The organism is Haloferula sp., from assembly GCF_049672945.1.
Lineage (GTDB): Bacteria > Verrucomicrobiota > Verrucomicrobiia > Verrucomicrobiales > Akkermansiaceae > Haloferula.
The window spans coordinates 1-6,546 of record NZ_JBATWY010000003.1; the positions used below are offsets into that span (position 1 = coordinate 1).

General features: G+C 55.2%; 7 protein-coding genes. 3 read left to right on the forward strand and 4 right to left on the reverse strand.

Translation table 11 applies throughout. The annotated features are described in order from the left end of the window. Nucleotides 1-147: 147 nt before the first annotated feature. The 4 genes from WBG04_RS00075 to WBG04_RS00090 all read right to left on the reverse strand — a co-directional run bounded on the left by WBG04_RS00075 (nucleotide 148) and on the right by WBG04_RS00090 (nucleotide 2,108). Nucleotides 148-624: a hypothetical protein gene (locus WBG04_RS00075; RefSeq protein WP_424312288.1), complete on the reverse strand. Its 477-nt coding sequence runs from the start codon at nucleotides 622-624 to the stop codon at nucleotides 148-150. A gap of 12 nt (nucleotides 625-636) precedes the next feature. Beyond that, entirely contained in the window at nucleotides 637-921 is a 285-nt protein-coding gene (locus WBG04_RS00080) for a hypothetical protein (RefSeq protein ID WP_424312289.1), read from the reverse strand. A gap of 166 nt (nucleotides 922-1,087) precedes the next feature. Next, nucleotides 1,088-1,462 (reverse strand): hypothetical protein, encoded by a 375-nt coding sequence (locus WBG04_RS00085; protein ID WP_424312290.1) that lies wholly within the window; start codon nucleotides 1,460-1,462, stop codon nucleotides 1,088-1,090. A 19-nt stretch (nucleotides 1,463-1,481) separates the two neighbouring features. Beyond that, a complete protein-coding gene (locus WBG04_RS00090; protein ID WP_424312291.1) occupies nucleotides 1,482-2,108 on the reverse strand; it encodes a hypothetical protein in 627 nt (208 codons plus the stop codon). A 466-nt stretch (nucleotides 2,109-2,574) separates the two neighbouring features. Between WBG04_RS00090 and WBG04_RS00095 the strand changes: the two genes are divergently transcribed. From WBG04_RS00095 to WBG04_RS00105, 3 genes are all read left to right on the forward strand, one after another. Next, on the forward strand, nucleotides 2,575-3,861 hold the full coding sequence (locus tag WBG04_RS00095; protein WP_424312292.1) for an IS110 family transposase: 1,287 nt from the start codon (nucleotides 2,575-2,577) through the stop codon (nucleotides 3,859-3,861). A 478-nt stretch (nucleotides 3,862-4,339) separates the two neighbouring features. Continuing rightward, on the forward strand, nucleotides 4,340-4,798 hold the full coding sequence (locus WBG04_RS00100; protein ID WP_424312293.1) for a hypothetical protein: 459 nt from the start codon (nucleotides 4,340-4,342) through the stop codon (nucleotides 4,796-4,798). A 428-nt stretch (nucleotides 4,799-5,226) separates the two neighbouring features. Further along, entirely contained in the window at nucleotides 5,227-6,513 is a 1,287-nt protein-coding gene (locus WBG04_RS00105; protein WP_424312294.1) for an IS110 family transposase, read from the forward strand. Nucleotides 6,514-6,546 lie beyond the last annotated feature (33 nt).

Below are 6,546 nucleotides of genomic sequence, written 5' to 3' on the forward strand. Positions count from 1 at the left end.
CGGCAGTAGCATCAGCATTCCGCCACCCGACCCACGGCACCTGAGATACGAGCGACGAAGTCGCACAAACCATTGGCAGGCAATCACTCACTCCTTAGCTTGACGCGATTGGGTAGCGGGTTGTCCACCCACGCCTTGTTCGCATCTTCATTTTTCTTCGGGTTGGTCCTTGAGTATCGCGACGATCTCGAACCCTGTGTCCTCAAGAATCAAGTTGGCAATGTCCTGAAGCCAGAGATTGACCCAGTGATCGATGGCCTCTGTCTCGTAGTCCGATTCGATCCGGCCTGTGACGAACCTCGCCATCGCTTGAACGCGCCACCCTCCTTCGTCGCTGTCAATGGACGATTGATCGCAGGTGACCTTCGCAACCTTGGTGACTTGGTTCATCTGGTTCAGTAGGCTGTCTCTCCGCGATCTCGTCCTCGCGAAGAACCCAGACGGTCGCGCCCACACAAGGGTGTTGAACTCGACGAAATAGGGATTCGCACGAACCAAGGAAGCTGCCGGGAATGGCTGCCGAATCACCTCGAAATATCCGTCGTCGAAATCGGTGACCCGACATCCAGCATCGCGGAACCGCTGCTTAATTCCCTCGTTGTCGATCTGGTCGTCCTCGCTCATCGGTGATCTCCTCTACGATCGGGTATACCACCAAGAGTAGCCCGCCGCACCGAGTGCAGCGATCCCAAGGACGATGTCAAGGATGGTGCCGTTCTGGATACCGACCAACAACAAGCCCGCACCCGTGAGAAGCAACCAGACGAAGCCGATCACGCGTGCGACGGTCTTATCGACGTTCATCGCTGCGCCAAACGCTACCACCGCGAGTCCAAGCCGGATCACATAGCTCATCGGCTTGAGTGCCACGAGCGCACCGAGAAGTGGGGTATCAAGGAAGGCAGTGAAATCAGGGATCATTCTCTTGCGAACGTCTGAGGCATGGCGCGACGCCCCCAATGGCGGCGCTCCCGTGTCCTCGTTGACGGTAGAAAAGCACCAAAAAGGATTTTCAACAAGGCCGCTGGTAGGCGTCGCTATCGCCGGCTTGTTCGCCGACTCTTTGAGCAGCGCACACGAAGTGAAGCTACGGAGCCAAGCCGAGTATGGTGCTCCGCTGGAAGTCTCCGGATATCCCGGAAATCGAGTTCTTCTGTGTATCAATCGTGACTGAACTCTCCGGGTCGTGGATTGCGTCGATCAGATACGAGTCTCCCATCAGGATTCGGACATGACCCGAGAACGTGAAATGCATGTCAGCATCGTCGATGCGGCGGTCTGCCCAGATCTGGAGATTCCCGAAAACGGATGGTGAATCCGGTCGGATCGTGGTTTCCGGCGGGCCTTCAATTTCCGTTTTCGTCGATTGCCTTGCCGTGACTGAGTCGTCTGAACACGCCGAGATAAGAACTCCCCCTGCAACTGCGATCGCCCGTCTGAGAATGCGATGGTGTTGTTTCATGGCGAACGTCGAAGTCCTCTCACACCTGCCCGAGGGCGAGGCTTCGACTGCTGGTTGGGGGTTGAATTGTCATGACGGTTTGAACTCGCAGCGGGGCAGGTGTTGAGAGCGACGCCTTGTTCGCGTTTGGTTTTCCTCCATTAGCGGAGAGTACAATCCAAACGAATGCTATTGCAACTAGTCCCGCACCAACTCCTAAAGCTATTCCTGAGGCGTAGAGGCAGCGTTCCGATTTCTTGAACTTCGAGTTCCGCGTCTCCTCCTCCTGTCGAATAAGACTTTCGAGATTTGGATCTCCGCGATCAATCAGCTTGATAGCCCGGAAGTGGTGGAACATCCCATCAGAGGCCAAGAACCTGTGCCAGAGAGCAAATGCGATAGAAAATCCGAAAATCACCGGCGCAAGAGCTATGATGATCTTCAGAGCTACGGAACCGGCGATCACCTCAGTGGCAATGGTCTGCTCAGAGCTTTTGGTGACAAGCACGAAACCAAACGCTGCTAGGCCAAGAGATGAGATCCGGAGAAGTTCAGCACCAAAGCCAAGAAATCGATCATGCAACGCTAAATCGTGACGATATCGATCCTCTGGTATCTCACCAGAACTCCCCGCTAATGGGCCTAGAGGCGGTCGGTTAGGGCTCATGGTAAGGCTTGGGGCAATCTTTTCTCGCGAACGTTAGATGTGGACGCGCGCCCCGATGGCGGCGCTTGCGACTAAAGGGAAGCAGATTGAAGCACTCTCGGCAACCTCCAACAAAGCCGCTGATTGGCGTCGCTGTCACACGCCTTTATAGGACAACCGGACTTATTCATCAAGCCGGGCGATGAGGCCCGGAACGAGGCCGTTCGACTGCGCCCGGATTGTGAACAAGTCCGTCGCCGACACAGCATTTTATTCACATCTTCCGTCATTTTCCTACCATGAATCTCCACGCCTCTGCCGACCATGACTGTCTCACGACATTCACTACAATGAATAAGAACAAGGTGTCAGGTCGGCAGAGCGTGGTTTGTTCAACAACGACTCCTCAGTGGTTGTCACCTATGACATTCCTATAAAGCCGCCGCCAGAGCAAGCCCGCGTGTCCCAACCCCAATAACATGACATCATGAAACACCACCGATTCATCGGCATCGACCGTTCCGACTCGACTCTCGACTTCTGCATCCTCGATGCCTCGGGAGAATTCCTCAGGCACTCGAAAATCAGTTCCTCACCCGAGTCACTGCTTCCCTGGGTCCTCGAACTCCAAAGCGACCTACCGCCGGATTCCGACATCAGCCTCTGCATCGAGCAACCCTGCCAGAACCTCGTTCACTTCTTTAGCCAGTTCGATTTCCTGCGCCTCTACCTAGTCAATCCCGCCGTCATCAAGAAGTATCGGGAAAGCCTAAGCGCCTCGCGCGCCAAGGACGACCGCCGCGACGCCCGCGCTCTCGCCCATTTCGTCCACGAACGCCATGCCAGACTCGATCCATGGGCACCGGTCGATCCACTCGCCAGCCAGATCGCCATGTTTTCCGAGAAACGCAGGCAGCTCGTCGGAGTCCGTACCTGCCTCACCAACAAGCTTACTCAGGCCCTCAAGGATTCTTTCCCACAAGCCCTGGACCTTGTCGGTCGTGACATCTTCACCCCGCTCGCCTGCGCCTTCCTCACCAAATGGCCGAACCTCGCGGCACTATGCAAAGCACGCCCCTCGACTATCAGCCAGTTCTACTACCAGCACAGAAGCCGGCGCGCGGAGATCATTGAGAAACGCCTTAGTATCATCGCCAACTCCGTCCCCCTTTGCACCAACAAGCCGATCCTCGAAGTTTATACCGAACTCATCCTCGGACTCGTACGCCAGATCAGCACCATCCAGATCAGCATCAGGCGTTTCGACAAACTTATCGAAGAGAGCACCGACAAGCACCAGGATGCGAGGATTTTCAAAACCCTGCCCGGAGCCGGAGCCGCCCTGTCTGCCCGCCTGCTCGGCTTTTTTGGCAGCGACCGATCCAAGTATTCCGCCGCCGACGACATCCAGAAGCACAGCGGAGTCGCCCCGCTTACCAAACAGAGTGGAAAGATGCATTTCGTCCACAGGCGCTACGCCTGCAACAAGTTCTGGCGACAGACCTTCGTCGAATGGGCCGCCCAAACCGTCATAAAATCCCTTTGGGCCAAAGCCTACTACCAGCAGCAGAAAGACAAAGGCCAGCGACACCAGACCATCCTTCGCGGGCTTGCCTATAAATGGCAACGGATCCTCTTCCGCTGCTGGAAGAACCACGAAGTCTATAACGAAAAGCGCTACCTCGAAGTTCTGAGAAAAAGATCCAGTCCGCTCCTTCCCATCATCGCCGAAATCCGCAAAACCAAACCAAAATTCTGTGAACAATTTCAGTAAAAATCACTTGTCAGTCCGCCTCAGTGGTTTGTTCTGCATGTTTTGGATTCACGCTATTTCGATATAGAGGCTTCCATCATCCCTCAGTTCTGAATGCCGAACTCCAGATGGATCGAGCTTCTTCGGTGTGAAATCGCCGATTGAGCTGAACCTTGGTCGGGTGAGAATGATCTCTGATCGATATTGGTCACCGCGAGGAAGAAACCATGTCGTGCAGGCTACACTAATTCCGAGCTTAGTAGTTTCGATGCCGAATGGTTCAATTCCGTCAAAGGCATATGAACTCGGCAGACAACTCAATCGGTCCTTCCAGAAAATCCCACCGAGTGACTTCCACGCGTCCTGCGGGATCTCAGATATCGGATACTGCTTCATCTGGATTTGCGTGGTGGTCGAGTCCAATTCTTTGGCAGAACGTCAAAGGACACGCGCGCCGGAATAATGGCGGCGCGTCCGAAACAGATTGAAAGTAGTAATCATGAAAAAACAAAAACAACAAAACCGCTGTGAGGCGTCGTGTGATCCGTCTTGTTCGCCTTTCTATTTGTTCTCGGAGTGCCAGCCGCCCAATAACGTGAGAAGTTTATTCATGCTCGCAAGGTCGGAAACGTGGGCATTTGGGAAGATGATCAATGGTCGCCCTGTGTTACCAACCTACGAAGAAAACCCTCCAATTCTCTATTGGGCTCCGCTACCTATCCCAGATCGTTATCCGAGAGATATGAATCAAGCGATGAATACTCAAAATCCACATCCTGCCATGCGGATTCCTTCTCCGCCGCCCGAGTGTAGCGAAGAAACGAGTTTAGGTGATCCCGCAAGTATGCGGCGTGCTCAGTCACGTATCCATGTTTTACGTGAAGGCATCGGTCTAGCATGTCGTAAACTTGCGAGCTGCTTCCATATTCCAGTTTCTTCATTTCAGGCGAACGTCTGAGAAATGGCGGCACCGTCCCTTACGACGCCACTCCGATTCTCGTTGCCGGATAGAACCACCAAAATGGAAATTCAACAAGGGCGCTGTAAGGTGTCGCCATCTTCGACTTTATAGCACAACCGGACTTATTCATCAAGCCGGGCAAGGGGCCCGGAACGAGGCCCACCGCCTCCGCCCGGATTGTGAACAAGTCCGTCGCCGACACAGTCTTTGTTTCCATCATTCCTTCCTTTTCCTCAACATGAATCTCCACGCCTCCGCCGACCATGACTGATCTTCGACATTCGCTCCAACGAATAAGAACAAGGTGTCAGGTCGGCGGAGCGTGGTTTGTTCTATAACGACTCCTCAGTGGTTGTCGCCAATGACATTCCTATAAAGCCGTCGCCAGAGCAAGCCCGCGTGTCCAACCCTAATAAAATGACATCATGAAACACTACCGATTCATCGGCATCGACCGCTCCGACTCGTCCCTCGACATCTGCACTCTCGATGCCTCTGGCGAAATCCTAAGCCAGTCGAAAATCAGCTCCGCCCCCGAAGCCATGCTTCCCTGGGTGCACGATCTCCAGAAAACCCTTCCTCCCGGATCCGCAATCGCCGTGAGTATCGAGCAACCCTGCCAGAACCTCGTCCACTTCTTCAGCCAGTTCGACTTCCTGCACCTCTACCTCGCCAATCCCGCCGTCATCAAGAAATACCGCGAAAGCCTCAGCGCTTCACGCGCCAAGGACGACCGGCGCGATGCCAAAGCCCTCGCCCTTTTCGTCCACGAACGCCATGCGAAGCTCGATCCATGGACACCGGTCGACCCGCTCGCCAGCCAAATCGCCATGTTTGCCGAGAAACGCAGGCAGCTCGTCGGCGTCCGCACCAGCCTCACCAACAAGCTCACCCAGGCCCTCAAAGACTCCTTCCCACAAGCCCTCGACCTCGTAGGGCGTGACATCTTCACCCCGCTCGCCTGCGCCTTTCTCACCAAATGGCCGACCCTCGCCGCCCTACGCAAAGCCAAGCCCGCCACCATCAAAAAGTTCTACTATACTCATGGAAGTCGTCGATCCGAAGCCATCGAAAAGCGCCTAGCCATCATCGCCAACTCCGTCGCCCTCTGCACCGACGAATCGATCCTCGCGGTCCATGCCGAACTCATCCTCGGACTCGTCCGCCAGATCAGCACCATCCAGAACACCATCAAGCGCTTCGACACGCTTATCGAAGAGCGCACCGACGAGCACCAGGACGCCAGGATCTTCAAGACCCTGCCCGGAGCCGGGGCCGCCCTGTCCGCCCGCCTGCTCGGGTACTTCGGCAGCGACCGCGACAAACACGATAGTTCCGCCTCCATCCAGAAACACAGCGGCGTCGCCCCGCTTACCAAACAGAGCGGCAAGATGCGTTTCGTTCACCGGCGCTATGCCTGCAACAAGTTCTGGCGGCAGACTTTTGTCGAATGGGCAGCCCAGACCGTCATGAAATCCCTCTGGGCCAAGGCCTACTACGAGCAGCAAAAAGCCAAAGGCCAGCGCCACCAGGCTATCCTTCGCGGACTTGCCTACAAATGGCAGCGCATCCTCTTTCGGTGCTGGAAGAACTGCGAGACCTACGACGAATCCCGCTATCTAAACGCCCTCCAGAAGGCCTCGAGCCCGCTCGTTCCCATCATCGCCGAACTCCGCAAAACCAAACCCAAATTCTGCGAACAATTTGCCTGAAATTCACTTGTCAGTCTGCCTCAGTGGTTTGTT